This is a genomic window from Neptunomonas concharum (assembly GCF_008630635.1).
GTDB lineage: Bacteria > Pseudomonadota > Gammaproteobacteria > Pseudomonadales > Balneatricaceae > Neptunomonas > Neptunomonas concharum.
In genome coordinates this window covers 2,623,697-2,649,344 of sequence record NZ_CP043869.1, presented here as the reverse complement: position 1 = coordinate 2,649,344, position 25,648 = coordinate 2,623,697, and the positions used below count along the sequence as shown (strand labels likewise).

26 protein-coding genes are annotated in these 25,648 nt (G+C 46.4%); 8 read left to right on the top strand and 18 right to left on the bottom strand.

Going from position 1 to position 25,648, the window contains the following annotated elements; translation table 11 throughout:
• Nucleotides 1-22 precede the first annotated feature (22 nt).
• A complete protein-coding gene (locus F0U83_RS12520) occupies nucleotides 23-1,246 on the bottom strand; it encodes an aspartate aminotransferase family protein (protein ID WP_138986886.1) in 1,224 nt (407 codons plus the stop codon).
• A 278-nt stretch (nucleotides 1,247-1,524) separates the two neighbouring features.
• On the opposite strand from F0U83_RS12520, the gene F0U83_RS12515 reads away from it, so the two are divergent.
• On the top strand, nucleotides 1,525-2,559 hold the full coding sequence (locus F0U83_RS12515) for a GlxA family transcriptional regulator (RefSeq protein WP_138987146.1): 1,035 nt from the start codon (nucleotides 1,525-1,527) through the stop codon (nucleotides 2,557-2,559).
• Here the strand turns inward: F0U83_RS12515 and F0U83_RS12510 are convergent.
• From F0U83_RS12510 to gatC, 5 genes are all read right to left on the bottom strand, one after another.
• Nucleotides 2,525-2,875 carry a hypothetical protein gene (locus F0U83_RS12510; RefSeq protein ID WP_138986887.1) on the bottom strand — a complete coding sequence of 117 codons (351 nt, stop codon included), beginning with the start codon at nucleotides 2,873-2,875 and terminating at the stop codon, nucleotides 2,525-2,527. The genes F0U83_RS12515 and F0U83_RS12510 overlap by 35 nt on opposite strands.
• Complete coding sequence (locus F0U83_RS12505) at nucleotides 2,850-3,848, bottom strand: GTP-binding protein (RefSeq protein ID WP_138986888.1); 999 nt, start codon at nucleotides 3,846-3,848, stop codon at nucleotides 2,850-2,852. The genes F0U83_RS12510 and F0U83_RS12505 overlap by 26 nt, the downstream gene beginning before the upstream one ends.
• Before the next feature lie 214 nt (nucleotides 3,849-4,062).
• Complete coding sequence (gene gatB / locus F0U83_RS12500; protein WP_138986889.1) at nucleotides 4,063-5,514, bottom strand: Asp-tRNA(Asn)/Glu-tRNA(Gln) amidotransferase subunit GatB; 1,452 nt, start codon at nucleotides 5,512-5,514, stop codon at nucleotides 4,063-4,065.
• Between the two features lie 12 nt (nucleotides 5,515-5,526).
• Nucleotides 5,527-6,978, bottom strand: a complete 1,452-nt coding sequence (gatA, locus tag F0U83_RS12495; protein ID WP_138986890.1) for an Asp-tRNA(Asn)/Glu-tRNA(Gln) amidotransferase subunit GatA — start codon at nucleotides 6,976-6,978, stop codon at nucleotides 5,527-5,529.
• Between the two features lie 29 nt (nucleotides 6,979-7,007).
• Nucleotides 7,008-7,295 (bottom strand): Asp-tRNA(Asn)/Glu-tRNA(Gln) amidotransferase subunit GatC, encoded by a 288-nt coding sequence (gatC, locus tag F0U83_RS12490; RefSeq protein WP_138986891.1) that lies wholly within the window; start codon nucleotides 7,293-7,295, stop codon nucleotides 7,008-7,010.
• Nucleotides 7,296-7,438: 143 nt separating this feature from the next.
• Here gatC and F0U83_RS12485 point away from each other — a divergent pair, with 143 nt between their 5' ends.
• Genes F0U83_RS12485 through F0U83_RS12455 form a run of 7 tightly spaced genes read left to right on the top strand, consistent with a single transcriptional unit; the run spans nucleotide 7,439 to nucleotide 16,756 of the window.
• Nucleotides 7,439-8,476: a rod shape-determining protein gene (locus F0U83_RS12485; RefSeq protein WP_138986892.1), complete on the top strand. Its 1,038-nt coding sequence runs from the start codon at nucleotides 7,439-7,441 to the stop codon at nucleotides 8,474-8,476.
• 58 nt (nucleotides 8,477-8,534) lie between these two features.
• Nucleotides 8,535-9,419: a rod shape-determining protein MreC gene (gene mreC / locus F0U83_RS12480; protein ID WP_138986893.1), complete on the top strand. Its 885-nt coding sequence runs from the start codon at nucleotides 8,535-8,537 to the stop codon at nucleotides 9,417-9,419.
• Nucleotides 9,412-9,900, top strand: a complete 489-nt coding sequence (gene mreD / locus F0U83_RS12475; RefSeq protein WP_138986894.1) for a rod shape-determining protein MreD — start codon at nucleotides 9,412-9,414, stop codon at nucleotides 9,898-9,900. Before mreC ends, mreD begins: the two co-directional genes overlap by 8 nt.
• Before the next feature lie 36 nt (nucleotides 9,901-9,936).
• The gene (locus F0U83_RS12470) at nucleotides 9,937-10,518 is read left to right on the top strand and encodes a Maf family protein (protein ID WP_138986895.1); all 582 of its coding nucleotides are present in this window, start codon (nucleotides 9,937-9,939) and stop codon (nucleotides 10,516-10,518) included.
• Nucleotides 10,519-10,555: 37 nt separating this feature from the next.
• A complete protein-coding gene (gene rng / locus F0U83_RS12465) occupies nucleotides 10,556-12,028 on the top strand; it encodes a ribonuclease G (protein WP_138987147.1) in 1,473 nt (490 codons plus the stop codon).
• 22 nt (nucleotides 12,029-12,050) lie between these two features.
• Nucleotides 12,051-15,944, top strand: a complete 3,894-nt coding sequence (locus tag F0U83_RS12460) for a YhdP family protein (RefSeq protein WP_138986896.1) — start codon at nucleotides 12,051-12,053, stop codon at nucleotides 15,942-15,944.
• Nucleotides 15,941-16,756 (top strand): carbon-nitrogen hydrolase family protein, encoded by an 816-nt coding sequence (locus F0U83_RS12455; RefSeq protein ID WP_138986897.1) that lies wholly within the window; start codon nucleotides 15,941-15,943, stop codon nucleotides 16,754-16,756. The genes F0U83_RS12460 and F0U83_RS12455 overlap by 4 nt, the downstream gene beginning before the upstream one ends.
• Here the strand turns inward: F0U83_RS12455 and yjgA are convergent.
• The 12 genes from yjgA to F0U83_RS12395 form a co-directional block, all read right to left on the bottom strand.
• Nucleotides 16,753-17,274 (bottom strand): ribosome biogenesis factor YjgA, encoded by a 522-nt coding sequence (yjgA, locus tag F0U83_RS12450; protein ID WP_138986898.1) that lies wholly within the window; start codon nucleotides 17,272-17,274, stop codon nucleotides 16,753-16,755. The two genes, F0U83_RS12455 and yjgA, sit on opposite strands and share 4 nt — an antisense overlap.
• Before the next feature lie 4 nt (nucleotides 17,275-17,278).
• Entirely contained in the window at nucleotides 17,279-18,631 is a 1,353-nt protein-coding gene (gene mgtE / locus F0U83_RS12445; RefSeq protein ID WP_138986899.1) for a magnesium transporter, read from the bottom strand.
• A 100-nt stretch (nucleotides 18,632-18,731) separates the two neighbouring features.
• Complete coding sequence (locus tag F0U83_RS12440; RefSeq protein WP_138986900.1) at nucleotides 18,732-19,001, bottom strand: HPr family phosphocarrier protein; 270 nt, start codon at nucleotides 18,999-19,001, stop codon at nucleotides 18,732-18,734.
• 26 nt (nucleotides 19,002-19,027) lie between these two features.
• Complete coding sequence (gene rapZ / locus F0U83_RS12435) at nucleotides 19,028-19,885, bottom strand: RNase adapter RapZ (protein WP_138986901.1); 858 nt, start codon at nucleotides 19,883-19,885, stop codon at nucleotides 19,028-19,030.
• Between the two features lie 14 nt (nucleotides 19,886-19,899).
• Complete coding sequence (gene ptsN / locus F0U83_RS12430) at nucleotides 19,900-20,355, bottom strand: PTS IIA-like nitrogen regulatory protein PtsN (RefSeq protein WP_138986902.1); 456 nt, start codon at nucleotides 20,353-20,355, stop codon at nucleotides 19,900-19,902.
• A gap of 20 nt (nucleotides 20,356-20,375) precedes the next feature.
• A complete protein-coding gene (hpf, locus tag F0U83_RS12425; RefSeq protein ID WP_138986903.1) occupies nucleotides 20,376-20,666 on the bottom strand; it encodes a ribosome hibernation promoting factor in 291 nt (96 codons plus the stop codon).
• 44 nt (nucleotides 20,667-20,710) lie between these two features.
• Nucleotides 20,711-22,276 (bottom strand): RNA polymerase factor sigma-54, encoded by a 1,566-nt coding sequence (locus F0U83_RS12420; RefSeq protein ID WP_150036814.1) that lies wholly within the window; start codon nucleotides 22,274-22,276, stop codon nucleotides 20,711-20,713.
• 37 nt (nucleotides 22,277-22,313) lie between these two features.
• The gene (gene lptB, locus F0U83_RS12415; protein ID WP_138986905.1) at nucleotides 22,314-23,042 is read right to left on the bottom strand and encodes an LPS export ABC transporter ATP-binding protein; all 729 of its coding nucleotides are present in this window, start codon (nucleotides 23,040-23,042) and stop codon (nucleotides 22,314-22,316) included.
• A 2-nt stretch (nucleotides 23,043-23,044) separates the two neighbouring features.
• Nucleotides 23,045-23,566, bottom strand: coding sequence for a lipopolysaccharide transport periplasmic protein LptA (gene lptA / locus F0U83_RS12410; RefSeq protein WP_138986906.1), 522 nt, complete (start codon nucleotides 23,564-23,566; stop codon nucleotides 23,045-23,047).
• Complete coding sequence (lptC, locus tag F0U83_RS12405) at nucleotides 23,553-24,128, bottom strand: LPS export ABC transporter periplasmic protein LptC (protein WP_138986907.1); 576 nt, start codon at nucleotides 24,126-24,128, stop codon at nucleotides 23,553-23,555. Before lptC ends, lptA begins: the two co-directional genes overlap by 14 nt.
• The gene (locus F0U83_RS12400) at nucleotides 24,128-24,664 is read right to left on the bottom strand and encodes a KdsC family phosphatase (protein WP_138986908.1); all 537 of its coding nucleotides are present in this window, start codon (nucleotides 24,662-24,664) and stop codon (nucleotides 24,128-24,130) included. Before F0U83_RS12400 ends, lptC begins: the two co-directional genes overlap by 1 nt.
• A complete protein-coding gene (locus F0U83_RS12395; RefSeq protein ID WP_138986909.1) occupies nucleotides 24,664-25,638 on the bottom strand; it encodes a KpsF/GutQ family sugar-phosphate isomerase in 975 nt (324 codons plus the stop codon). The genes F0U83_RS12400 and F0U83_RS12395 overlap by 1 nt, the downstream gene beginning before the upstream one ends.
• Between the last annotated feature and the right edge of the window lie 10 nt (nucleotides 25,639-25,648).

Here is a 25,648-nt window from a genome sequence, read left to right as displayed (position 1 = left end):
GTATGGCAGGGTGTGATTTAGCCTAGTTTGCTTGGCTATTGATCACTTTTTCTACCGCTTTATCCAGAAGTGCCATACCATCACGAATATCTTCATCTGGAATGATCAGTGAGGGTGCCATACGCAAAACGTTAGGCCCTGCGACTAGAATCATCAAGCCTTCTTCTCGAGCAGCGGCGAGGAATTTTGCACCTTGCCCATGCCATTGCTCTGTCAATTCAGCGCCAATGAGCAACCCATCGCCGCGCACTTCAGTGAAAATGCTATGCTTGGCGTTAATTTTGTCGAGCTCTTCAACAAATACAGCGCGTTTGCCAGCAACTTGTCCTAACACTTCGGGTGTATTAATCAGCTCTACGGCTTTTTCTGCCACCGCACAGGCAAGTGGGTTTCCGCCATAGGTACTGCCGTGGGTGCCGAATCCGAAGCTTGGTGCTACTCGGTCAGTTGTCAGCATAGCTCCTATTGGAAAGCCGCCCCCAAGCGCTTTAGCGGACGTTAAAATATCAGGTGTTACACCTAAGCCCATATAGGCATAGAGATGACCAGTACGGCCTACGCCGGTTTGTATCTCATCAAACACAAGCAGTGCGTTGTGCTGATCACATAATTCCCTAACGCCTTTGGCAAACTCAGGGTCAGCAGGAATAACGCCACCTTCACCTTGAATTGGCTCCATGACAACCGCACACGTTTTATCAGAAATGGCGGCTTTAAGTGCTTCCAAATCATTAAATGGAACATGCGTGATACCACCGGGTGCAGGCTCAAAGCCCTCACGGTATTTGGCTTGTCCACCGACGGAAACGGTGAACAAGGTACGGCCATGGAAACCTTGGTAGAAGGCTATGATTTCATGCTTTTCAGGGCCGAAGTTATCATACGCATATTTACGCGCGAGTTTGAATGCCGCTTCATTGGCTTCTGCACCTGAGTTGCAAAAGAATATTTTATCCGCAAATGTCGTTTCTTTTAGTAAATTTGCCAGTCTTAAAGCAGGCTCGTTTGTAAAGGTATTACTGAGATGCCAAAGTTTATCGGCTTGCTCCTTCAATGTAGCAACGAGTTCAGGGTGTACATGCCCTAGGGCGTTGACAGCGATACCGCCAGCGAAGTCGATATATTCGTTATCTTCCTGATCCCATACTCGTGAACCTCGACCGCGCACTGGTACCATCTGTTGAGGGTTGTAATTAGGAACCATTACGTCATCAAAAAGAGCGCGATTAACCGGTTGTTTAGACATGGGTGTACTTCCTCATTCTTGATACGGATCTTAATGGCGGGCGTCCGCACATGCCCGTGACAGACGCTTCGATTTACTTATAGAAAGCGCTGTCTGAATCTGTTTATTCAGTATCTTTAAAAAACGTTTTAGAAAACAGGTCTCTAATTTCTGTAGCGCGACACGAAGTTGCGCTAAGCTGACATTTAGAAGTGAGGCTAAGGAATTGGTTAAAAAAGATCAGTATTCTTTCGCTCGACCCGATATAAGAAGAATATTAAGAGGTTTGTCACTTGGCAATGGTTAAACAGACCATAGAAGAAAAAAAAACCGGACCCAAAAGATTCGGCTTTTTATTGCTACCTAACTTTTCGTTGATTGCGTTCTCATCCGCTATTGAGCCCTTAAGAATGGCTAATTGGGTAACGGGGGATGAGTGCTATGAAACCTTACTGATCAGTCATGATGGTGAAGCGGTGGCGAGTAGCTTTGGTGTGCAAACACTGGTTGATTGCAGTTTGAATGATATGCCGACTTTAGATGCGCTTTTTGTCTGTGGTGCAAGCCCTGTGGCACGTACGGGTAACGAGGCAGTCATTGGTTGGTTGAGAAAACAGCGCCACGCAAATATTGCACTGGGTGGCATAGGTACTGGGTCTTATCTACTTGCCTGTGCAGGTCTCTTGAATAATTATCGGGCCACTATTCACTGGTGGGATATAGCGAGTCTCAAAGAAGATTTCCCCAATACGCAAGTGACGAATAATTTATTTGAGATTGACGGTAATCGCTACACGTGCAGTGGTGGCACTGCGGCGATGGATATGATGTTATTTTTGATTGGCAAAGAGCATGGGATGGACTTGGCAGCCTCCATTTCAGAGCAGTTTGTCTATGAGCGGATGCGCACTTCAGAAGAGCAGCAGAGAATCCCTTTGAAAGCACGAATCGGAGCCAGCCAGCCTAAATTGATAGAGGCGGTTACCTTGATGGAGATGAACATAGAGGAGCCTTTGTCCACTGATGATTTAGCGCATCATGTAGGCGTATCCCGACGCCATTTAGAGCGGCTGTTTAAAAAGCACCTGCAAACCGTACCCTCTAAATATTATCTGGATTTACGGCTTGAGCAGGCACGGCAACTATTACGACAGAGTGATAAAACGATTCTGCAGGTAGGGCTGGCTTGTGGCTTTTCAAGTGCTTCCTATTTTAGCACTGCATACCGTAATCATTATGGAATTACCCCAAGGGAAGAGCGTAAGCGGGATGTAGAATCTAATCCTGACAGTGAGCCGGTTATGTTGGGGCGGTCGAGTTATGTAGCTTCGTGAGCACTTTATGCGCACCACGAATCACTTTTTGAGCCTTATTTATATCACTCTTGGGCGGTAGTAAGCTGATATAAAAACACTCTTGTGCTACTTGAAAGCAAATATAACGCTCGTTTCCTATCTGAAGGTGAGCTTCATCATATTTCGTATTAACACGATGGGCATGTTTGAAAATATGATGAAAAGCTTGGTAAGCCAGTTTTGCATAACGGCTTTTCTCCACCGGGAACGTAGAGAAAGCGGATTGTCCTTGCGAGTAAAGAACACTGCATTGTGTTCCTGCCAAGGATTCAAGCTTCGTTAGAATCTTTGACATTGTCGCTCCACTGTAGCAGGTCATCGGCCTGCTGGCGTATTTGTTGATGAGTCATTGTTTGCTTTGTGATTAGACCTAAAGACTGATCGTGCTCTCGAAAAACAGATATGGAGTCTTGGTAGGGGCCATATAAGGAGATACTCTTAATTAATTCAGTCTCTGGCAGTTTACCTTCGACAGTGTCTGCTATTTTAGAGAGTGAGCAGAAAAGATCATTATATTTTTTCTCGTTAACAGACGTTTCCGTCACCTCTTTCTGAGCATTAATATGTGTAGCGCCCAGTATCCCTCTTACTTGAGTTGCCGCTTCGATAATCGATATCTTGGGTACGTCCCGCGTTTTTCTCATCCACTCAAATTGGGGGGAGTTAGGGTCAGGATTGCGTTTGCTGATCTCTGTTTTTGCGACCCGGTGGGAAACCTCTGTCCAGTTGATATTATGCGTCTCTTGGCTTAACGCAGATGACACGAGGTCAAGGACTTGAATAGACTGCCGGGCATCAATAAAGATGATAGGGGCAATAATCCCTTTGTTCTTCAATTGCTGTTGGTAGTCTGCTTCAGTCGGTTCGTTTTGGAGATCAGAGCGGGTAACGGCAATCACAAAATGTCGTTTAACGATGTAATCCCAGAACTCGCTCAGGTAGTAATCAATATCTTTAAAGGGGTAGTTACGGGTGTTGTCGACCAGCAGGATAAGCGCTGAGGCATCATTCGCTAAGTCGCTTACCATCAGGTCCCACATGAACTTAAATCGTTCTTGGCCGGGGGTACCATATAAGTGCAAAACTGCGTCATCACTTAAAGTAAGTTTACCGTAATCCATACCCACCGTGGTGGTACGCTTTCTTTTAATAGTAGAGTCCGACACTTTAGTATCTGTGTCTACAACATCCACTTCACTGATAGCACGAATAGCGGTCGTTTTACCCGAACCGGGAGAGCCCACAAAGAGCACTTTGTAAGATTTCATGAACTTCCTTTTCTACAGTGTGGTATGAATTAGAGGCAGTTTTAGATTAACTCAGAAGTGTTTTATTATCACTTTATTTGGTGAATCACGGCTGAACTTTCAGTGATATTGGTATTTCGATAGGCCAAATCTACTTTAGGCTGTTGAGTGTTTTTAAAATGCTACAAAAAAGCCGACAGGTGCCGGCTTGGAGTAGGGGGGGGTAACTAAGCGCTTAACATAGCGAGTCTAGTTTTTTCTTCATTACGCCTTGAACTTGGCCAGGGTTGGCTTTGCCACCCGAGGCTTTCATTACTTGCCCCATGAAGAAACCGATCATTTTTCCGCGTTTATCAGGCTCTGCCGCGATATATTGTTCAACCTGCTTCTGATTAGCAGCGATGACTTCGTCGACGATCTTTTCGATAGCGCCGCTGTCGGTTACTTGCTTCAGTCCTTTGGCTTCGATGATTTCATCAGCGGTTCCGCCCTCTGACCACATCGTCTCAAAGACTTTCTTAGCAATATTGCCCGAAATAGTATTGTCTTTAATGCGAAGTAGCAGTCCACCCAGCTGATCTGCCGTGACAGGGCTTACGCTGATATCTGTATCATTCTGATTGAGATGCTTAGCTAATTCGCCCATGACCCAGTTAGCGGATAGCTTGGCATCTCCTGATACTTGTACAACCGTTTCGAAAAAGTCGGACATGGGTTTGTAAGCAGAAATAACGCCAGCATCGTATTCAGACAGGCTGTAGGCTTCGATAAAGCGTGCCTGGCGAGCATCCGGCAGTTCTGGGAGCGATTGGCGGATTGTATCGATATACTCATCATCGATCACAATGGGTAGAAGGTCGGGGCAAGGGAAGTAACGGTAGTCATTAGCTTCCTCTTTGCTACGCATGGAGCGCGTTTCATCTTTATCCGCATCGTACAGGCGAGTTTCTTGAGTGATGCTGCCGCCATCTTCAAGAATATCGATCTGGCGTTCAACTTCACCTTTAATCGCTTTTTCGATAAAGCGGAAAGAGTTGATGTTTTTGGTTTCTGTACGATTCCCGAATTTCTCCTCTCCTTTGTATCGAACTGAAACGTTACAGTCGCATCGGAAGGAGCCTTCTGCCATGTTGCCATCGCAAATACCTAAGTTGGTCACAAGCGAGTGTATCTTTTTAACGTATGCAACGGCTTCTTCGGCAGAGCGCATATCAGGTTCTGATACGATTTCTAATAGTGGTGTGCCTGCACGGTTAAGATCGATCCCTGTCATGTTGGCAAAGTCTTCGTGAAGAGATTTGCCGGCATCTTCTTCTAGGTGGGCGCGGGTTACACCAATGCGCTTTGTAGAGCCATCAGCAAGTTCAATATCTACATGCCCTTTGCCGACAATAGGGTAAAAAAGCTGGCTGGTTTGATAGCCTTTCGGTAGATCAGGGTAAAAGTAGTTTTTACGATCAAAAACAGATACTTTCCCAATTTCTGCGTCAATGGCGGTACCAAACATTACCGCCATGCGCAGCGCGCTTTCATTAAATACAGGGAGTGTACCCGGTAGTGCTAAATCGACTGCACATGCTTGAGTGTTGGGTTCTGCACCAAAAGCGGTACTGGCACCCGAGAAAATTTTAGTGTTTGTTGCGAGCTGAGCGTGAATTTCAAGCCCGATCACTGTTTCCCATTCCATCTATATGTCCTCTCAGATACCTTCGGGCTTGCGGGTATGCCAGTCAGTTGCCTGCTGGAATTTATGAGCTACATTCAGCAGCTTTTCTTCAGCAAAATAGTTGCCAATGATCTGCAAGCCTACAGGTAGGCCATTACTGAATCCGCAAGGAATCGACATGCCGGGTAAGCCCGCCAAGTTGAGTGATAGCGTGAAGATATCTTCCATATACATTTCGACTGGGTCGGAGGTTTTTTCGCCCAGCTTAAATGCGGTTGTGGGTGTCGTTGGCCCCATAATGACATCGACTTCAGAGAGTACGCGTACAAAATCCTGCTGGATGAGTCGGCGAATCTGCTGTGCTTTCTTATAGTAGGCGTCATAGAAGCCTTCTGAAAGAGCATAAGTGCCGACCATGATACGGCGCTTTACTTCTGTGCCGAAGCCTTCACCACGGGTACGCTTGTACATATCTTCTAGGTCTTTAGGCTCTTCACAGCGGTAGCCATAGCGAACACCATCAAAGCGTGACAGGTTGGAAGAGGCTTCTGAGGGGGCAATGATGTAGTAAGCTGGTACAGATAACGCTGTATTGGGTAAGCTGACCTCTTTTACGGTAGCACCTAAGGCTTCATATTCCTTAATAGCGGCCTGGACGGTGGCGGCGATTTCGGGATTAAGTTGCTCGGCAAAAAACTCTTTAGGCAAGCCGATCTTCAGGCCGCTAAGAGGTTGATCCAAAGAGGCTGTATAATCCGGTACCGCTTTATCTGTACTGGTGGAGTCCAGCGGGTCCAATCCCGCCATAACATTCATCATCATAGCGGCGTCTTCGGCGGTGAGTGCCATTGGGCCACCTTGGTCCAGCGAAGATGCATAAGCAATCATTCCGTAACGTGATACGCGACCGTAAGTCGGTTTGAGTCCGGTTAAGTTGCAAAAGGCTGCTGGTTGGCGGATAGAGCCGCCAGTATCGGTGCCCGTCGCGGCGGGTGTAAGGCCTGCGGCAATTGCGGCTGCTGACCCCCCTGATGACCCGCCAGGTACACGGTCTAGATCCCAAGGGTTTTTGCAGGCACCGTAGAAGCTGGATTCATTCGATGAGCCCATGGCGAACTCATCCATATTAGTTTTGCCTAAGCTGACCGTGCCTGCTGCATTGAATTTTCGAATGATCGTGGCATCGTAAGGCGATACAAAGTTATCCAGCATCTTGGAACCTGCGCTGGTACGGACGCCTTGGGTACAAAAAATATCTTTGTGGGCTAACGGTAATCCTGTCATTGCAGTGGCTTGGCCGGCAGCACGCATGGCATCAGCATCAGCCGCCTGACGAAGTGCGAGTTCATCAGTTACCGTGATAAAACTATTGTAACGGCTATCTTCTTTATTAATGCGATCAAGATAGGCTTGAGTGAGTTCAACGCTACTGAATTCACCTTGATCAAGACCTTTGGCCAGCTCGGCGAGTGTTTTATTTAACATGGTTTTTCCTGAATCGTCTGGCATCTGTATTATTCAATGACTTTAGGCACAAGGAACAGGCCGTTTTCTACAGCAGGTGATACAGCTTGCAGCTGCTCACGTTGGTTCTGTTCGCTGACCTGATCAGCTCTTAGACGCTGAACTGCATCAAGTGGGTGAGCAAGGGGAGTGACTCCATCTGTGTCGACAGATTGCATCTGATCTACTAAGTCCAAAATGTTGGACAAATTTCGGGCATATTCAGGCACATCATTATCATCGATCTGCAGACGAGCCAGATGGGCGATTTTTTCTACATCGGTTCTATCTAGAGCCATATTTATCTCACTGACGTCTCAGTTGTGGCGAAAAGGGGTAACTTAACATATTTGTTCCTTGCTCTAAATCCCCGCCATTGTTAGAGTTACGTGTTTTTACAATACTTCGGCTATACCCGTAACTTTTAAGGTTTGCATTACACATGTTCAAGAAAATCCGAGGTCTTTTTTCAAGTGACCTTTCCATCGATCTGGGTACCGCCAACACGCTAATTTATGTTCGTGATAAAGACATTGTACTGAATGAACCTTCAGTGGTGGCTATTCGTCAAACGGGTAACCAAAAGTCTGTCGCAGCGGTTGGGGCTGATGCTAAACGAATGCTAGGGCGCACGCCTGGCAATATTACAGCGATACGTCCGATGAAGGACGGCGTAATCGCGGATTTCCATGTAACTGAAAAGATGCTGCAGTACTTTATCAGTAAAGTGCATGACAATAGTTTTCTTTCGCCAAGCCCACGGGTTTTGGTGTGTGTTCCTTGCAAGTCGACGCAGGTTGAACGCAGAGCGATTAAAGAGTCTGCTTTAGGGGCTGGTGCCCGCGAAGTGTATTTGATTGAAGAACCGATGGCAGCGGCGATTGGTGCTGGACTACCAGTAGAAGAAGCCAGTGGCTCTATGGTTGTTGATATCGGTGGCGGTACGACAGAGATTGCTGTTATTTCCCTGAACGGCATCGTCTATGCTGAGTCAGTTCGTATCGGCGGTGATCGCTTTGACGAAGCAGTTGTCACCTACGTTAGGCGCAATTATGGCAGCTTGATTGGTGAAGCAACTGCTGAACGCATCAAGCAAGAGATTGGCACGGCTTATCCGAGTAATGAAGTGCTAGAGATTGATGTACGTGGTCGTAATCTTGCAGAAGGTATTCCTCGTAGCTTTACTTTAAACAGCAATGAGATTCTTGAAGCGCTTCAAGAGCCACTGTCCTCTATTGTGCAGGCAGTAAAGAGTGCACTTGAGCAGTGTCCTCCTGAGTTGGCTTCCGATATTGCTGAGCGTGGTATTGTGCTAACCGGTGGTGGATCGATGCTAAGAAACATTGATCGTTTGATCAGCGAAGAAACCGGTTTACCGGTTATTCTGGCTGAAGATCCACTAACCTGCGTTGCCCGTGGTGGCGGTCGTGCACTAGAGTTGTTGGATAAGCATGCGTTCGAGCTGCTGACATTTGAGTAACGGCGGTTGTCGTGGAATGTCTTAAATACACCCGCTTTCCTGCTAGGAGAGCGGTGCTATGAATCCTATATTTAGAGGCGGTATTCCCCGCCTTTTTTTCGTTATCCTCGTTATCTTGGCCATCGCGTTCATGATTAGTGATGTCAATCAGTCGCGCACAAAAGAAGCCCGTGGCGTTTTGTCGTTGGTTTTGACACCGATTCAGTGGTTGGTGGATCTTCCCTCGCGAGTCGCTGATGATTTATCAGGGGTGCTTGTTAGCCGCCGGGCATTGGTGAAAGAGAACAATCAATTACGCTCAGAAATGATTCTGTTAGAGCAGCAAGTTCAACAGATGGCTTCCTTGATTGCAGAAAATGTACGTCTAAGAGAGTTGCTAAATGGCCGTGAGCGTATCGAAAATGAGATTCAACTAGCTGAACTTATTGGTGTTAATCCAGACCCATTTCAACATCAAATTATTCTAGGAAAGGGTAGTGAAGATGGAGTTTTTATTGGTCAGCCTGTATTGGACTCACGCGGTGTATTAGGGCAAGTGGTTGATACATCCCACTATACATGTCGGGTTATGCTGATTACGGATGCCCGCCATGCTTTACCTGTCGAGATTAATCGTAACGGTCTACGCGCTATCGCTCTAGGTAAGGGGGTCTTAGATGAGATAGAGTTGGAACATGTTCCTGATACTGCAGATGTACGTGTGGGAGATCTTTTGGTCTCTTCCGGTTTGGGAGGACGCTTCCCTTATGGTTACCCAGTAGCAACTGTGACCAGTGTGGTCAGAGATCCGGGTCGTCCATTTTCTATCGTGAAAGCGCAGCCTGCCGCAAGACTCGATAAGAGCCGTCATCTATTGCTTGTAAACGATTTAGAAAAACCTATCCAAGACCCTGCTGAAAACACGGATCAACCTTCGACAGAGGAAGCGGTGTCCGATGGCTGATCAGCACCCTGGTGGCGTTCTGATTGTTGTAGGAACCTTAATAGTGGGGTTTGTGTTAAGTCAGATGCCTCTGCCTGATATGCTGGTTTGGTGGCGCCCTGAATGGGTTGCCATGATCGTCATTTATTGGGTAATGGCCTTGCCGCACCGTTTTGGTATAGGCTCAGCTTGGGTGTCAGGCTTAGCGTTGGATGTGATTAAAGGTAGTCTGTTAGGTATGAATGCCTTGTCATTGACGATTGTTGCGTTCATTACACTGGTGCTTCATAAGCGTTTGCGTATGTACCCGCTATGGCAGCAAGCAATGATGGTTTTTGTGCTGGTGGGTATCAATCAGTTGATCTTCCACTGGATCCAGTCTTTTGTCGGTACCACTGGTGACACCCTTGTATTTTTGCTGCCAGCTTTAGTCAGCGCGTTGTTGTGGCCATGGGTGTTTGTTTTACTTCGGGGTATCCGTCGCACGTTTCGTGTTAACTAATTTGATGTTAATTTTAAAGAGTTCTTCTGTGAATTTATGAAATCGTTGATACTCGCTTCTGCTTCTCCCCGCCGAAAAGAGCTTTTACAGCAAATAGGTGTTCGTTTTACGCAAGTGAGTGTCGATATCGACGAGAGCGTACTCCCCAATGAAACGCCTGAGACGTATGTGCTCCGTTTAGCTTGTGAAAAATCAAAGGTTGGTCATGAGCGTTTTGCTGATTCTCCGTCTGTGGGAGTGCTTGGCTCCGATACCAGTGTTGTTATTAATGGCGCGATTTTGGGAAAGCCCGAGAATGAAGAGGAAGCCGTATCGATGTTGATGCGGTTGTCGGGTAAAACACATGACGTTATAACTGGCGTTGCATTGACTATACTTGGAGAAACCAAAGGACTGGTTGTTTCAACAAAAGTGACGTTTAAAACCCTGAATGAGGCGCAGTGTCGTCGTTACTGGTTGACCGGTGAGCCTCAGGATAAAGCCGGAGGGTATGGTATCCAAGGATTGGGTGCTGTTTTTGTTGATAAGATAGAAGGGAGTTATTCATCGGTGGTGGGCTTACCCTTAGCCGAAACGGCTGAACTCCTAGAAGAAAATGGAATCCAATATTGGACATAACGACCTAAAAAACAGGAAGGTACCTGTGGCAACAAGCATCGGTGAAGAGATACTCATCAACTTCACACCCATGGAAACGCGGGTGGCTGTAATAGAGAATGGAATGCCTCAGGAAATTTATGTCGAGCGATCTGCACGGCGAGGTATTGTTGGGAATATCTACCAAGGGAAAGTGGTCAGGGTATTGCCAGGTATGCAAGCGGCTTTTGTTGAAATAGGCTTGGAGCGTGCAGCCTTTATCCATGTTGAGGATGTTTTGCCACAGCAGTCGAGTAGCGAAGAGAAAAATAGTACATCTATCTCTCAAGTACTCAGAGAAGGGCAATCTTTAGTTGTTCAAGTGACTAAAGACCCTATCGGCACCAAGGGTGCTAGATTAACCACACATATCTCCATCCCATCTCGTTACTTGGTTTATATGCCAGCCAATAGCCATATTGGTGTATCACAGCGTATAGAGGATGCTGAGGAGCGTGAACGCTTACGTAATGCCTTACAAAGCTGTGTAGAAGAAAAATCAGACGAAATTGACCAAGCGGGTTTTATTCTACGAACGGTTGCTGAAGGTGCCGCAGAGGCGGAGCTTCAGGCAGATGTGCAGTTCTTACAGCGCTTATGGAAGGCGATTGAGCGCAAGCTAACAACGGCGCCCGTGCCCAGTATTGTGTATGAAGATCTACCGTTAAATATGCGTGCACTACGGGATATGGCGCATAGCGGTATAGAACGTATTCGTATCGACTCCAGAGAAACCTTCCAAAAAGCTGAGGAGTTTGCACAAGCTCTAGTTCCTGAAATTCGTGATCGGTTGGAGTATTACCCCGGAGAGCGTCCAATCTTCGATATGTACAATGTAGAAGATGAGATGCAAAAGGCGCTCGGGCGCAAAGTAGACCTCAAATCAGGTGGTTATTTGATCTTTGATCAAACAGAAGCGATGACCACTGTGGATGTTAACACGGGGGCATTTGTTGGCCACCGAAATCTTGAAGAGACCATCTTTAAAACCAACTTGGAAGCTGCAACGGCGATAGGTAGACAGCTTAGATTAAGAAACTTAGGTGGTATTATTATCATCGACTTCATTGATATGGAGTTGCAGGAGCATCAGCGGCAGGTGTTGCGTACGCTGGAAAGAGTTTTAGAACGGGATCATGCTAAGTGCAAGGTTACGGGGGTTTCAGAGCTGGGTCTGGTTGAAATGACTCGAAAGCGCACACGTGAAAGCTTGGAGCACATACTGTGCGAACCTTGTAATCAGTGTCAGGGGCGAGGTTCGATTAAAACGCCAGAAACCGTCTGTTATGAGATTTTTAGAGAGATTCTTCGTCAGCACCGTGCTTATGACACGGAAACGTATTTAGTCTTAGCATCCTCTGCCGTTGTTGAGTATTTGACAGATGATGCGTCTGATCATGTGGCTGAACTAGAAGCCTTTATTAATAAAACGATTCGTTTCCAAGTGGAAGCGATGTACAGTCCTGAGCAGTATGATGTAGTACTGCGCTGATTGTGCAGATTGGAAAAAATCAATGCTAAGACGTATCGATAGCGGGTTAGGCTGGGTAGCACTATCGCTGATTTTACTATCAGCTATCGCTGTGGCGGCTTTGAAGTACGCGTTTCCTGCAATTGGCACGCAAAAAACAAAAATTGAATCTTACCTGTCGAGCCAAACAGGGACGCGCATTCAAATAGGCTCTATCAAAGCAAGCTGGGAGCAGCTGTATCCCACACTTATCATATCCGATCTGGAGAGCACCTCCGACTCTGAACAAGGGCCTGTCAGGCACCTCAAAATTCATAAACTCGAAGCTAAGTTTGATTTCTTTGCATCTGTATATGAGTGGGCGCCAATTTTTGCGAGCCTGAAAATAGCGCAAGCAGAAATAGCACTGTGGCAGCAAGAGGGCAGATGGGTAGCTGTTGACTCTGGTGAGACTAAAAATAGTTCTGAGCAGCTGGATTTCTCTAAACGTCTGATTCAAACCCTGATACGCCAACCCGAAGCCTCGTTTGAAAATATCAGTCTGTTATTGCACCCTGAAACTGGAGATGTCAGATATATCTCTCCAATGGTGTTTTCTTTAAATAATGCTAGAGATCAGCATCGCATATATGGTTCGGCAGTTATCCACCTGCCAACGGGAACATCGGACTTCGAGTTTGCTATTGAGGCTGGTCGTTTACCTGAAGAACAGCCATTAGAGGGCGCCATTAGTTTTTATGCGCGTGCTAAAAATCTAGGGCAGCATCTACTTGAGTTGAAGGCAATTGAATTACCCATCACTCCCACTCGGTTGGAGTTGGATACTGAAGTATGGGCAACCTTCGATAAAGGGCGCATTACTGCCTTACAAGGTGATGTGGAATTAAGCCAACTGGAGTTTCAAGAAGAAGGGCTGGATACGCTACAAGCAAGCCGACTGAACTTTTCCTTGCAGCCTACACAACATGAACAGTACCAACTAGTGATCTCGGATATGCTGCTGTCTACAGTCAATCAGCAGTTATTGTTGCCTAAGCAGTTTGTGAATTTTCGATGGAAATCAGGCACGCCTCAATTGCTAAGCGTGGGTGCTACGGAGCTTGATCTTTTGCAGTTGTCTGACTGGTTCAAAAACAAACCTTATGTTCATGAAGAGATTCAGGATGCATTGGTGACGCTTAAACCCACAGGTAAAGTGAAAAACTTACTGTTGTCTTGGGAGAGTCCAGAAGAGCTTAGCCAGTTTTCTGGTGCGGCTGACCTGGATCAGGTTACGGTTCAGGACTACTACGGGGCACCTCATCTCGGGAATGTTTCAGGGCGCTTAACTATTCGGCCCGATGGCGGTTCAATCGACTTACATACTACGGATTTTGTCATGGGATTTCCTGATCTGTTTGCTGAAAATTGGCATTATGATCAGGCGCAGGGGCGTGTAAGCTGGAACATTGAAGCCCGAGAGGGACATGAACGGCCTGTCGTAACGGTCAGTAGTAATTTGCTTAATCTGAAAAACTCATCGCTGACCGCTGCGGGTCGTTTCAGTATGTTTTTACCAATCGATCGGCGCCATCAAACTGAGCTAGTGTTACTCATCGCTCTTAAGGATGCAGATGGTCTTCAGGCTGCTTCCTATATGCCGCCGCAAGAGGTGGGCGAAGGCTTATGGCAATGGGTAAAAGAGGGGATAAAAGGCGGGCGAGTGAATGACGGGATGCTGTTGCTAAGAACAGGCACACGGATTATGGAAGGAAGGGCGCCCCCTACCGTTCAATTATTTTTTGATGTTGAAGATGCTACCGTAAAATTCCAGCCGGATTGGCCTGAAGTTACTCAAGTAGACCTTCTTCTCAGCTTCGATCAAGGTGACTTGCAGATTGAAAGTAGGCAAGCGACGTTACTATCTAGCCAGGCTGAATATGTGTCAGTAAGTCTTCCATCAGACTCCGACCTTCTCACGGTTGAAACTCGCCTTTCTGGTAGTGCGAGTGATATCCAAACTTTACTAACCACGAGCTTAAAAGAGAGCGTGGGGGAGGGGTTCGAAGCGTGGGAACTTTCGGGGCGTCACCAAACAGAGGTGCGGGTTAATTTACCGCTTCAAGGTAAGCAAAACCCTGATATTAAGGTGCATGGTCAGCTGAATAATGTGCAGCTCACGGATAGTAAAAGCAATATTTCATTTACTCGTGTCTCGGGTGAGCTTGATTACACCTCAGCACGAGGGTTGGCTTCGAAAAAAATTACCGGGCAGTTCTTAGGGCGGCCGGTTAATGCTCGCATAGAAACGGTGCCAGCTACTAAAGAGTTGCCTCAGCTTTCGCGTATTTATCTTAGCAGTGTAGCTGATGCGTCAGCGATTATGAGCTGGCTATCTCTCCCTTTAGTGAACAGCGTGTCAGGAGATATACCGCTAAATGCACGGCTTGATCTTTGTTCAGGGTCTGCACTATGCAATAAGTTAGTGGTGGACTCTGATCTTCGCGGGACTGTCATAGAAGCACCTGCTCCTTTGGGGAAAGAGGCTGGTAATACGTCTTCGCTACAGGTGGTTGGACAGCTAGGTAATACGGCTTCTGTTTGGCGTTATAACTTGAGCGATAAGCTAAGAGGAGTGACCAAGGAGAATAACGAGGGAGTATCATGGACGCGGCTTCGGTTTGGGGGAGATCGCCCTAACGAGCCTACCGAGAGCGGGTTTACGATTGATGGGGCACTAGAGGCCGTGAATGCACAGGAGGTATATCACTTTCTACAAAGGAATGAGATATGGGACGCTTCTCAGGCAAAAAATCAAAAGACAGCTACAGAAGCACCTAAAGTACCCATGCAAATAGCAATGTCCATTGGGCAACTTAAAATGGGTGATGTGGCAATCAACGACCTAGATTTGAAATATCGAGAGTCCATCGAAGGTTTCTCTTTGGCTGTTGCCAGCCCGCAGGTGAATGGTGAACTGGTGCCTAACACTCGCGGCGTATACTCCCTGAAGCTTAAGCACCTTAAGGTTGAATCAGACTCAATGAGTTCATTGGAGCAGCTGACCACGCCCAAATCTGAAGTTTATGATTTATCAGGTTGGCCTAGTGTTGATCTGGCGATTGATCAGTTAGTGTGGAAAGGGACGCCGTTAGGTCAGTGGAGCGCTACGATAGAGACTTTAGACAAAGGAGCTATGTCGCTAAAGAATCTACAAGGTAGTTTATTGGATTTTCAGTTCAAAGGTAGCGCTGGTTGGGAAATACGCCAGCAACAGCCAGTTAGTTTCTTTGAGGGAACGTTGGAAGGCAAGGATTTTGGGCAATTACTGTCAACCTTTGGGTATAGCAATGTATTGGAGTCGCAACAGAGTTTCTTTGAGAGCAAGCTTTTTTGGACAGGCTATCCTTGGCATTTTCAAGCGTCGAGTTTAAATGGCCCTTTCACAATGTTATTAAAAAAAGGGCGTTTGGTTGAGACAGGGGAAACCAGTAATATTTTACGTATTTTTGGCATTCTCAATCTTAATACCCTAGCACGCCGCTTAAGCTTGAATTTTTCAGACTTGGTTGAAAAGGGTGTTGCTTTCGATCGATTAAGTGCGGACTACGTGCTTACCAATGGGGTTGCACAAAGTCAAAAGCCACTGGAGCTTTCAGGGCCATCTGCCAATGTTGAACTCTCAGGAAGTCTAGATATCGCAAATCAGACTTTGGATAGTCGAATGGAAGTGGTGCTTCCTGTCACAGGAAATCTACCCATTGCAGCTGTATTGTTGGGTGCACCACAGATAGCCGGTGCTGTTTTTCTCATAGATAAGCTCATGGGGGATAAGCTGGAGAAAGTATCTACCTTGAGTTATGAGCTTTCAGGTCCATGGGGAGAGCCCTCTATTAAATCGTTGGTAAATAAACCTGATGAACAGCAGAGTGATTTGCAGCCAGGGGGAGCACAATGAGTAAAGTAGCGGCGATCCAGATGGTTTCTGGAGCGACAGTCATCTCTAACTTAAAGCAGGCAGAGCGATTGCTCCGTGAAGCGGCAGCTCAGGGCGCAAACTTGTTGCTATTGCCTGAAAACTTTGCCTTATTTAATAGTCAAAATTTATACGAGCTTGCTAAGGATGAAGAAAAAACGGGTAGCGTTTTTCATTGGCTTAGCGAGTTAGCTCGAGAGCTAGCGGTTTGGATATTTGCAGGTTCCTTCCCGGTATTAACCTCGACACCGCAGTCGACGCGGGTACGTTCTTCACTCGTGGTGTTTTCGGATAAGGGTGAGCAAGTTGCTCGCTATGATAAACGCCACCTTTTCGATGTGGATGTATCCGATGGGCAGGGTAGCTATCGTGAGTCCCATTTTGTAGAGCCTGGTGATCACTTAGTAGTTGTGGATACGCCGCTGGGTGGCGTTGGTTTAAGCATCTGTTATGACTTGCGTTTCCCCCATCATTTCTGGGCGTTGAGAGAGCGAGGCGCGGATATCATTGTTGTCCCCTCTGCGTTTACGCGGGTTACCGGTGAGGCGCATTGGGAGGTGTTGCTACGAGCTCGGGCGATAGAAACGCAGTGCTATATTATAGGTGCTAATCAAGGTGGACGTCACGATGAAGCGAGAGAAACGTCCGGGCAGTCTATGATTGTCGATCCATGGGGGGGTGTTGCCAGCCGCTTGACGAGAGGGGAAGGGGTCGCTGTTGCCGAGATCGATCAGGAACTGTTAAGGTGTATCAGGCAGAAGATGCCTGTGCTTCAGCACAGGCGATCCGTCTAACGAGTCTCTTCAAGCTCCCGCAAATATTTAAATAATTTGCGGGTGGCTGCCGGTGGTTTATTTTGACTCTGCTCTTTCTGAGCGTTTCGTACTAACTGTCTTAGGTGTTGCATATCAGTCTGTGGGTATTCCGTTAAAATAACATCCAACATCCCTTTCTCATTATTAATGAGCCGGTCCCGCCACTTTTCCAACTTATGAAAAACCTGATTATGCGCCTGGGTTGTGACATCAAAGCGGTCAATGGCCGCTTGTATCTCTTCGCCATCTTCATTGCGCATGAGTTTACCGATATATTGCATATGTCGGCGGATAGCGCTGCGTGAAGTCAGACGCTTTGCCTCGATGACCGCATCACGAAGGGTATCGCTAATGTCTATTTTTTCAAGTTGATCGGGTTTTAGCTCGACCAGTCTTACGCCAATATCTTGCAATGCCTCGACGTCTCGTTTCTTCTGCGAGCGGCTGACCCAGTTTTCATCGTCATATTCAAGGTTGTCGAAATTATCTTCATTCATGCTGTTATCCGTAGAAGTAGGTTGCCAGACCCAGGAAGGCAAAAAAACCTACCACATCTGTAATCGTTGTTAGCAGGACGCTGCCAGCTAATGCGGGGTCTATACCCCAATTCTTTAAAATCAATGGTAGTAGTGTCCCGGACAGCGCACCGGCAATCAGGTTGATGATAATGGCTAAACCAATGACTAATCCGATGGTCGTGTCTTCGAACCAAAAAATGGACACACCTGCCACCACCAGTGCCCATAATAAGCCATTTAAGCCGCCTACCAACAACTCTCGATTCAGTAACCAGCCAGCATTGGAGCGCTCTACATGACCTAGTGCCTGGCCGCGAATGACCAATGTCAGAGTCTGGCTACCTGCGATCCCACCCATGGACGCGACAATGGGCATCAGTACCGCTAAAGCGACCACTTTATCTATGGTGTCTTGAAAAATACCAATCACAGCCGAGGCGGTCAGGGCTGTAATCAGATTGATACCCAACCAAACAGCACGACGGCGTGTGGTCTTCATTAAAGGGGCAAAAGTATCCTCATCTTCATCCAAGCCCGCCATGCTCATTAATGAGTGGTCAGCGTCTTCACGAATAACGTCAACCACGTCATCAATGGTGATACGGCCGAGAAGTCGCCCTTCAGTATTGACCACCGGTGCTGAAACTAAGTCATGCTTTTCAAACAGTTTAGCAACTTCGTCATCCGGCATGTCGGCAGGAATTGGGTCAATATCGGTATTCATTATCTCCCTAACCGTAATATTAGGGTCTGAAACCAATAGCTTTGTGAGTGGCAGGATGCCGATATAGGACTCTTTCTTTCGACTCACAACGAATAAGCTGTCAGTCATCTCAGGGATTTCATTATGCCTGCGTATATAACGTAATACGGTTTCTACGGTGATGTCTGGGCGGATCGTCACCGTATCGGTGTTCATCAAGCCACCAGCGGTATCTTCCGGATAGCCCAGAATCTCTTCTAAGCGTTCCCGGTTTTGCTGGTCCATGATTTGTAGCAGCTCTTTGGTTACCCGTTCTGGGAGCTGCTGTAATATGTCTGCGACATCATCTGTATCAAGGCTCTCAGTAACCGCTAAAACACGGTCTGTATCCATGGTGCTGAGAATGTCTGCCTGGATATCATCAGGCAAATACTGGAGTACTTTACCTTCATTCTCTTCTTTAATGAGATTCCAGAGAATTTGACGTTCTTTGGGTGGAGATTTCTCTAGCAGGTGTGCCACTTCCACCGGACGAAGCGAAGTGTTCAACGTGAAGCGTACCTGCTGAAGCGCGCCGCTTTCTAAAGCACGGTTAAGCTTGTCTAGTGCTGTGGTTTCTTCACGGGTTGTCATGATATCCCTTGCTGATGCCCAAAGAGGGGTCAATGTTGCTAAAAATTGCGGATTAGTATAGCGGAATGCGTTAATAGCTTCAGTGGTAGGGCGTTAAAAATTATTCGTCTTCGTCGAAGCGGTTATTAATGATCGTCTCTATGGCCTGCATCGCTTCTGTTTGGTCTTCACCATCAGTTTTGATGGTAAGTTCTGTCCCTTTGCTAGCGGCAAGCATCATAACTGACATAATACTCTTACCATCGACTTCGCGGCCATCTTTTTCGAGACGGATGTCAGCTGAAAAGCGGCTGGTTGTGCCAATTAACTTGGCTGCTGCTCTGGCATGCAACCCCAGTTTATTAATAATCGTTATCTTCTTTTCAAGCATTGCTATATCCGCTTCTTGGTCTTAGCTCAATGTAACTCTCTATGACGTACATTGACATTATCCATATGTTCTTTGAAATAACTAGCTAGTTGCTCTGAAACATAAACAGAGCGGTGATGACCACCTGTGCATCCTATACCGACCGTCATATAACTACGGTTATTCTTGATAAAGTGAGGTAACCACTTTTCAATGTAGTGTTGGATGTCATGGATCATCTCGGTGACTTCAGGTGCAGCACTGAGAAATGTTTGGACAGGTTGGTCTAGCCCTGTGTACTGTCTTAATTCAGTCACCCAGTAAGGGTTTGGCAGAACCCGCATATCAAATACAATGTCTGCATCCAATGGGACGCCATGTTTAAAACCAAACGACTCAAATTGCAGAGAGAGTGATTGCTCCGCACGGTCCGCAACGCGTAGCTTAATGGCGTCTCTCAGTTCATAGATAGATAAACGGGTAGTATCTATCCTGATATTAGCAAGGTCCGTAATAGGTTCTAGTAACTTCCTTTCATATTCTATCGCATCAGGAAGATTACTGACTCTTTCTGCCATGGGGTGTCTGCGCCGCGTGGAACTATAACGTTGCAGCAGTGTTTCGTATGAGGCGTCTAGGTAGACAAGCTCTACGGAAATTTCTGGATATTGGCGAAAATATGTCCACATCTGCGGCACCTTTTCCAGATTGCTGGACAGGTTGCGTGCATCAATGCAGACCGCAATTTTATTGAGCTGCGCATCATCATTTAGCATGTGAGTGACTAAATCGGGCATCAGCATGGCAGGTAAGTTGTCGATACAATAATATCCGACATCTTCCAGTGCCTGAAGGGCTGTACTTTTACCTGAACCTGAGCGGCCACTGATAATGATGAGTTTCATTGTTACTCTGCTGTTTAGTTAAAAACTTCTGAAGCCACTTGCAACAGATGAGTATTGGAGTCAGCTTTTCTTAGTTGTTCTCTAATCGCTTCTTGACTAAAGGACTCAGCGAGTTTCCCTAAAATATTTAGATGTTCTTCACAGGCTTCTTCAGGAACAAGCAAAAAGAAGAGTAGGTCTACGGGGCGATTGTCTATCGCATCAAAATCAATGGGTTCAGATAAATGGATCAGCGCACCGATCGCTTCGGTAATACCGGCAAGGCGGCAATGTGGGATCGCCACACCTTCGCCAATGCCGGTGCTGCCCAGCCTTTCTCTGCTTATCAATCCACTAAATAAATCTTCTGCGACAATACTGCCGTTTGATTCTGCAATGATGTTACTTACAAACTCCAGAATGCGCTTTTTACTGCCGCCTTCAATATGTTGAAGCGTTCGTTCGGGTGATAGCAAAGATATAATGGACATGTGTGCTATAAATCTAATGGTTATTTGTGACTTTTCAGTTTTTCTTTGTGCTTGATGATCTGGCGATCGAGTTTGTCAGTGAGACCGTCGATAGCAGCATACATATCTTCGTGTTCACTGGTGGCAAATACTTCCCCACCTGCAATATGCATATCGGCTTCAGCTTTTTGACGTAATTTATCTACACTTAGTGTCACTTGAACGTTTGTGATGTTATCAAAGTGGCGTTCCAGCTTTTCAAATTTAGTGTGTACGTATTCAGATAAAGCTTCTGTCAGTTCTACATGGTGGCCAGTGATATTGATTTGCATATTAAGTCTCCTTTTGACACGACAGGTATGTCGTAGTGTGTTCATTAAATCAGACGCTTTCTCTCATTTGAAGGCGCAATTCCCATTGCTTCCCGGTATTTGGCGATGGTTCGCCGTGCGACCTGTATACCTTCTTCATCTAATAGTTGGGCTATTTTATTATCACTTAAAGGTTTAGTTGGATTTTCAGCGGCTATCAGTTTTTTGATGACTGCGCGTATGGCTGTGGATGACGCAGCCCCTCCGTCACTTGTGCTAACGTGGCTGGAGAAGAAGTACTTAAGCTCAAAAATCCCTCTAGGTGTATGCATATATTTTTGAGTGGTTACACGAGATATCGTAGATTCATGCATCTCTACCGCCTCCGCGATGTCATGTAAAACCATGGGTTTCATCGCTTCTGGGCCGAAGTCTAGAAAGTCAGACTGTCTTTCAATGATTTGGCTTGAAACCTTCAACAAAGTTTCATTACGGCTTTGTAAACTTTTGATAAACCAGCGAGCTTCCTGCAGATGACTCTTGAGGTAGGTATTGTCTGCACTGTTGTCTGCTCGCCTGATGAGGTCTGCATAACGGGTGTTTATCTGTAAGTTAGGTGAGGCTTCCGAGTTAAGTCGTACAGTCCATACACCACGAATTTTCTCTACATATACATCTGGAATGACATACTCGGCTTTACTGTTCGATATAAAAGATCCTGGATGCGGATTTAACGATTGAATCAGCGTAATGATGGCTTGAAGTTGCGGCTCTTTTAGCCTCAGTTTACGCATCAACTGCTTATAGTCTCGGCTACCTAGCAGGTGTATATATTGGCGACAAAGCATCACTGATTGCTTCAAAAGGGGCGTGTCAGGAGGTAATTGCTGTAGCTGTATGCTCAGGCACTCACCTAAATCGCGTGCTGCAACACCTGGCGGATCAAATTGCTGAATGCGGTGCAGTACAGCCTCAAGCTCATCCAATTCAGCATCCTGAAAAAGTTCAGATTCTTCTTGGACGAAATGCTCAAGCAGCTCATCTAATGAAATACGTAGATAGCCTTCGGTATCGATACCGTCAATAATCGCCTCGGCGATCATCTGATCCGTAGGGCTCATTGGCGTAAGATTAAGCTGCCAGAGCAAGTGGTCCTGAAGGGTTTCTTCTGCACTATCATTGGACTCAAAGGGCAAGTCTTCATCCCTATGGGTTGTGCTGCCAGAATTGGTAGATGCTTGAAAGGTATCATCCCATGATGAGTCCGTAGCAAGCTCTTCTGGGATGCGATCATTCCACTGATCGTCAAAAGAGTCTTCTGTCTCTTGATACTCATCAAGTGAATCGTTTTGGCTGTTGCTAGGTTCCTCATAAGCGCTATCAGTATGCTCTTTCGAAGAGGTTGTTTCGGGCTCAGCTGATTGAGTGGCGTTATCCGCCTGTTCTGGCTGGCTTTGTTCATGAAGCTCATCCGCTTCTTCTGATGTCTCAAGCATAGGGTTGCTGTCGAGCGCTTCTTGGATCTCTTGCTGGAGATCAAGCGTCGATAATTGCAGTAAGCGAATAGCCTGCTGCAATTGAGGGGGCATTGTTAGGTGCTGACCCATTTTAAGTTGTAATGACTGCTTCATAAAATTACAACAATACTCCTAAGCGGTATCAATCTACTCAAAGTTTGAAGGTATCACCCAAATAGGCCGCTTTCACCTGATCGTTGGCGAGTATCTCTGCGGGAGTGCCTTGGGCTAAAATTACCCCTTCACTTACAATATAGGCTTTTTCACAAATATCGAGTGTTTCTCTAACATTATGGTCTGTGATTAATATGCCTATGCCTTTAGATTGTAGGTGCTTTATAGTCTGTTTGATATCATTTACTGAGATTGGATCTACGCCCGCAAAGGGTTCATCTAACAAAATGAAGGAGGGTTCAGAAGCTAGAGCTCGTGCGATTTCCACTCTTCGGCGCTCACCGCCGGATAAGCTCATACCTAGGCTTTCTCGCAAATGAGAGATATGGAATTCTTCAAGTAAGGTTTCGAGTTTCGTTTCCCTTTGGGAGGGCGTCAGCTCTTTTCGCATCTCTAGAATACCCATCAGGTTATCCTTGACGCTTAGCTTTCGAAAAATAGACGCTTCTTGTGGCAGGTAGCCAATCCCTTTCCTTGCACGAAGGTGCATAGGATCACGGGTTACGTCATCATCGCCAATGCGGATGGCTCCATCATTGGCTTGAATTAAGCCTACAATCATATAAAAACAGGTTGTTTTTCCAGCTCCATTTGGACCCAGCAACCCTACAATTTCCCCGCTATTTACTTCTAAGGAGACATCGCGAACAACCTGGCGTTTCTTATAGGCTTTGGCCAAGTGCAGAGCTTGAAGCAATTTACTCATAATTAGGGCTTAGCCTTAGGTTGAATAACCATCTGGACGCGCTGCCCGGTTTTACCTTCGCCGCTATAGGCATTTACGATGGCTTTGTCCATCTGATAAACAATTTTACTACCGGTAAACTGGTCGCTTTCTTGTTGGACTTTTGCATTGCCTGTGATCGTAATGGTCTGTTTGGCGATTAAATAATCAAGCTTTTCGCCAAAGGCATCCGTAATAGGCTTATCTTCAGCTGCTTGCTGTCGGAAATTAGCGGGGGAACCGTTTGCAATAATGCGGCTAACGCTGTCTTTTTCACGATAGAGATCAATACGGGCCGCTTTGATCTCCATTGAACCTTGTTTCATGAGTACATTGCCGGTGTAGGTTGTGGTGCCTGTTTTTTCATTGATCTGTGCTGCGTCAGCACTGATGTGAATCGGCTGATGCTTATCTGAAGGGAGTGCGTAAGCGAAGGAGGTTAATCCTAAGAAGTAAGCTCCTAGAATGCTCAGTAGAGTATGATATGAGCGTTTATTGGTCTGCATAAAAAGTACCTTTCACATCTGATAAAAGCTCAGATACACCTGTGTTGTAGTTGATAATCATACCCGTCGCTGTAGTAGTGTGTCCTTTTTGACGGATCTCGATAGGCGCATCTGTTTTTGCTATGCCTTCAAGGTGAAGCAGGGTTAATGATGACGTGGTTAGCTCAGTCGGCGCTTCATTGGTGGAATTATGCGTGACGACTACCGCTTCATCAAGCTGCAATGATTGAGTTGTGTCTGAACTAAAGCCTTTATTGCTTTGAAAGTTAATGCGGCTAGCACCTGGCCGATGTAACGCTATTTTGGGCGTAGTCAGAGCGGAGCCTTGCTTCTCAGGGAAGTGGTTTAATTCACTAGCGTTGAGCGTGCGTACTAGGTGTCCTGTGGCGCTAAACTCTCTAACGTTGACGTCCTTCATAAAATAGTCCACACCACTGGTTATTGGTGGCATGTCGGATGAGCCTTGGTCTGCGTCTGTTTGTAGAATCCAATACATGAACACAGGCACCAGTAACGCAATTGCGAGAAATAGCTGGGTTTGGTTACGGTTCAGAGGCAACATTATAAAAAGTCTTGGTAGGCTTTTTCGAGTAAGGCTTTCGCCTCAAGGATAGCTTCGCAGAATTCCCTTGCGGCGCCATATCCACCGGTTCTTTCCGTGCACCAATCAGCGTGTTCCCTTACAAAGGGGTGTGCATTTGGCACAGTGCACCCAAAAGCTACCGCTTTAATAGCAGAGAGGTCAGGTAAGTCGTCGCCAATATAAGCGGTGTCTTGCGCGCTGTGGCCGGTCATCGTCCATAGCTCCTCAAGTGCGGCTAACTTATCATCTCTCCCTTGACGTAAGTAGGAGATATTCAGCGCTTGTGCGCGAATTTCGACTTGTGGTGAGCGCCTGCCTGTAATGATAGCGGTTTCGATGCCGGCTTGGTGTAACATTTTCAGACCTAGGCCGTCTAACGTATTGAACATCTTGACTTCACGACCATCGGGTAAAAAGTGAAGGCTACCATCTGTCATAATGCCATCTACATCGAAGACTGCTAATTTAATCTTAGCGGCTTTCTCTTTAAGTGCTGGCGTCTCTATTCGTTTCATTAAATGACCCCTGCCTTCAGCATGTCGTGCATATTTAGTGCCCCAACAGGGCGGTTCTCTTGGTCGCAGACGATTAGCGCATTGATCTTTTTTGATTGCATTATTTGTAACGCTTCAGCCGCTAATAGTTCCCCTGAAACGGTCGTACAATGTTGAGTCATCACTTGATCAATACTTGTATTTTTTAGGTTGAGTTCTTGATCCAAGGTTCGACGAAGGTCACCGTCGGTAAATATACCAATGAGTTGCCCTTGTGTGTTCGTTACCGTGGTCATACCTAAGCGCTTGTCTGTTACTTCTAATAGACTTTCGTGGATAGGTGTGCCGGAAGATACACGAGGGACATCTTCGCCGCTGTGCATAATATCTTTGACTTTGAGAAGTAGCTTTCTCCCTAAGCTGCCACCTGGGTGTGAAAACGCGAAATCTTCTGCACTAAAGCCTCTGGCTTCTAAAAGTGCTATCGCTAACGCATCGCCAAGTACTAATTGGGTAGTTGTGCTGGATGTGGGGGCTAAGCCGAGAGGACAGGCTTCTTTTTCTACACCAATGTGCAAGTTGGCGTCGGCTTCTTGAGAGAGGGTGGAGTTAGGATTGGCGGTAATACTAATCAAAGGAATTGCCAGCCGTTTGATTAAGGGCAAAATAGTGACAATTTCTGCGGTTTCTCCAGAATTTGAAAGGGCTAGTACAACGTCATCAGCCGTAAACATACCCATATCCCCATGGCTGGCTTCAGCAGGGTGAACAAAGAATGAAGGTGTCCCGGTACTGGCCAGTGTAGCCGCTATTTTGTTGCCAATATGCCCTGATTTTCCCATGCCGGTAACAATAATACGACCCCGGCAATTTATCATTGCGTCACATGCAGCTTCAAAGTCGCCATCAAGGTGATTTAGTAGATCGCTAACCGCCTCTGCTTCAAGTTTAATAGTGCGGATAGCAGAGTCTAAAAAGGATTTGATTGTATCCATGATGCTCGCC

Bases quoted from the DNA above. Each gene is read 5' to 3' on its own strand.
- F0U83_RS12520 (WP_138986886.1), bottom strand. From the start codon at position 1,246: ATGTCTAAACAACCGGTTAATCGCGCTCTTTTTGATGACGTAATGGTT.
- F0U83_RS12515 (WP_138987146.1), top strand. From the start codon at position 1,525: ATGGTTAAACAGACCATAGAAGAAAAAAAAACCGGACCCAAAAGATTC.
- F0U83_RS12510 (WP_138986887.1), bottom strand. From the start codon at position 2,875: ATGTCAAAGATTCTAACGAAGCTTGAATCCTTGGCAGGAACACAATGC.
- F0U83_RS12505 (WP_138986888.1), bottom strand. From the start codon at position 3,848: ATGAAATCTTACAAAGTGCTCTTTGTGGGCTCTCCCGGTTCGGGTAAA.
- gatB (WP_138986889.1), bottom strand. From the start codon at position 5,514: ATGGAATGGGAAACAGTGATCGGGCTTGAAATTCACGCTCAGCTCGCA.
- gatA (WP_138986890.1), bottom strand. From the start codon at position 6,978: ATGTTAAATAAAACACTCGCCGAGCTGGCCAAAGGTCTTGATCAAGGT.
- gatC (WP_138986891.1), bottom strand. From the start codon at position 7,295: ATGGCTCTAGATAGAACCGATGTAGAAAAAATCGCCCATCTGGCTCGT.
- F0U83_RS12485 (WP_138986892.1), top strand. From the start codon at position 7,439: ATGTTCAAGAAAATCCGAGGTCTTTTTTCAAGTGACCTTTCCATCGAT.
- mreC (WP_138986893.1), top strand. From the start codon at position 8,535: ATGAATCCTATATTTAGAGGCGGTATTCCCCGCCTTTTTTTCGTTATC.
- mreD (WP_138986894.1), top strand. From the start codon at position 9,412: ATGGCTGATCAGCACCCTGGTGGCGTTCTGATTGTTGTAGGAACCTTA.
- F0U83_RS12470 (WP_138986895.1), top strand. From the start codon at position 9,937: ATGAAATCGTTGATACTCGCTTCTGCTTCTCCCCGCCGAAAAGAGCTT.
- F0U83_RS12460 (WP_138986896.1), top strand. From the start codon at position 12,051: ATGCTAAGACGTATCGATAGCGGGTTAGGCTGGGTAGCACTATCGCTG.
- F0U83_RS12455 (WP_138986897.1), top strand. From the start codon at position 15,941: ATGAGTAAAGTAGCGGCGATCCAGATGGTTTCTGGAGCGACAGTCATC.
- yjgA (WP_138986898.1), bottom strand. From the start codon at position 17,274: ATGAATGAAGATAATTTCGACAACCTTGAATATGACGATGAAAACTGG.
- mgtE (WP_138986899.1), bottom strand. From the start codon at position 18,631: ATGACAACCCGTGAAGAAACCACAGCACTAGACAAGCTTAACCGTGCT.
- F0U83_RS12440 (WP_138986900.1), bottom strand. From the start codon at position 19,001: ATGCTTGAAAAGAAGATAACGATTATTAATAAACTGGGGTTGCATGCC.
- rapZ (WP_138986901.1), bottom strand. From the start codon at position 19,885: ATGAAACTCATCATTATCAGTGGCCGCTCAGGTTCAGGTAAAAGTACA.
- ptsN (WP_138986902.1), bottom strand. From the start codon at position 20,355: ATGTCCATTATATCTTTGCTATCACCCGAACGAACGCTTCAACATATT.
- hpf (WP_138986903.1), bottom strand. From the start codon at position 20,666: ATGCAAATCAATATCACTGGCCACCATGTAGAACTGACAGAAGCTTTA.
- F0U83_RS12420 (WP_150036814.1), bottom strand. From the start codon at position 22,276: ATGAAGCAGTCATTACAACTTAAAATGGGTCAGCACCTAACAATGCCC.
- lptB (WP_138986905.1), bottom strand. From the start codon at position 23,042: ATGAGTAAATTGCTTCAAGCTCTGCACTTGGCCAAAGCCTATAAGAAA.
- lptA (WP_138986906.1), bottom strand. From the start codon at position 23,566: ATGCAGACCAATAAACGCTCATATCATACTCTACTGAGCATTCTAGGA.
- lptC (WP_138986907.1), bottom strand. From the start codon at position 24,128: ATGTTGCCTCTGAACCGTAACCAAACCCAGCTATTTCTCGCAATTGCG.
- F0U83_RS12400 (WP_138986908.1), bottom strand. From the start codon at position 24,664: ATGAAACGAATAGAGACGCCAGCACTTAAAGAGAAAGCCGCTAAGATT.
- F0U83_RS12395 (WP_138986909.1), bottom strand. From the start codon at position 25,638: ATGGATACAATCAAATCCTTTTTAGACTCTGCTATCCGCACTATTAAA.